This window comes from Microbacterium sp. Bi128 (assembly GCF_918698205.1).
In genome coordinates this window covers 1-1355 of sequence record NZ_CAKKMM010001372.1, presented here as the reverse complement: position 1 = coordinate 1355, position 1355 = coordinate 1, and the positions used below count along the sequence as shown (strand labels likewise).

The 1355-nt window shown below is 64.9% G+C and carries 1 protein-coding gene and 1 pseudogene; one reads left to right on the top strand and one right to left on the bottom strand.

Features of this window, described 5'->3' with window-relative positions; all coding sequences use genetic code 11:
- The first annotated feature begins 323 nt into the window (after window positions 1–323).
- Window positions 324–527 carry a cold-shock protein gene (locus LQV45_RS32905; RefSeq protein WP_009357211.1) on the top strand — a complete coding sequence of 68 codons (204 nt, stop codon included), beginning with the start codon at window positions 324–326 and terminating at the stop codon, window positions 525–527.
- Window positions 528–677: 150 nt separating this feature from the next.
- Here LQV45_RS32905 and LQV45_RS32900 read toward each other — a convergent pair.
- A pseudogene (locus LQV45_RS32900) lies at window positions 678–1355 on the bottom strand (amino acid transporter); the annotation flags it as partial.

The following is a 1355-nucleotide window of genomic DNA, read 5'->3' as shown; positions in this document are numbered from 1 at the left end:
AGCTTGTCGCAGTCGGCGAACACGACCTCTGGCCGCTGGCGTTGCACCGGAGCTTCGCGCAGTCGATCGGTGCGCGGATTTCGGTCTACCGCGCGGGCCACAGCCCGTCCGAGACCTCGCCGTACCAGATCAGCCGGGACCTGATTGCGCTCTTCGACGCCACCGTCTCGGCCTGACGAAAGCGGCCGGCCGGGACGAAGACCCCCGTCAGACCCTTGCACCGCGGCCCGTCGCACCGTACGTTGGGGACAGCGGACGAATGTCTCCGCAGCCGTTGGCCTTATGGCCGCCGGAGATCAGCAGCATTTCAGAAGGATAAAGGCATGGCTACAGGCACAGTTAAATGGTTCAACGCCGAAAAGGGTTTTGGCTTCATTGCCCCGGATGACGGGTCGGCCGACGTTTTCGCCCACTACTCGGCAATCGCTACCAGCGGCTACCGTTCGCTGGACGAGAACCAGAAGGTTGAATTCGACGTCACGCAGGGCCCGAAGGGCCCGCAGGCTGAGAACATCCGCCCGCTCTAAGTACTCCGGAAAAAGCCCCGGCCGCCTGGCCGGGACACTTTCCCCGAAGACCACAACGCCCCTCCGGAGGATTCCTCCGGAGGGGCGTTTGTGTTCGAGGCGCTTGTGTTCGAGGCACTTGTGGCCTTGCGCCTGCCGCCGGGCGCGGTCTCAGCCGACGTGGACCCATGGACGCCGGGTGACGTCCGGCTCGGCCTCCCGCAGCACTTCGCGCGTCACCGGGGCGATCTCGCCTTCGCCGAAAGCCAGGAACCGCAGGAGGTTGGTGAACGGGTTTCCCTCCGTCCAGCGGAAGTAGATGTGCGGCATCAGCCCGGTGACGTCGCGGATGTGCAGCAGCACGGAGGCGATCGTGTTCGGAACAACTGGCCCGTGGACCTCCAGGATCTGGTACCCGTGCCGGCTGACCCCGCGGACCTCGAGCGCGGTCTCAAAGTCGGAGGAGTCGTCCACCACCACTTCGAGGAACAGTGCCTGGGAGTCCAGCGGGAGGTGGCTGACCTCGATCGCGGACGTGAGCTTGTCCAGGTACGCCTGGGCAGTGAGACGCAGCGGCTCGTGGGCGATGATCGCGATGGGGCCGGATTCATTGGCGGCCAGGAATTCCAGGGCCGGGGTGTCCATCCGCACATGCGTGGCATGGAGCTCGAAGGAGCGCCGGATGCGCGAGAGCAGGGAGATCACGATGATCCCGATGATGAAGAAGGCCGCGATCCGGATGCCTTCGGGCCGCTCGAAGATGTTGACCACCGTGGTGTAGATGAACACGACGGCAATGATGCCGAACCCGATAGTGCGTTTGCGCTGTTTCCCGCGCCGGGCGGACAG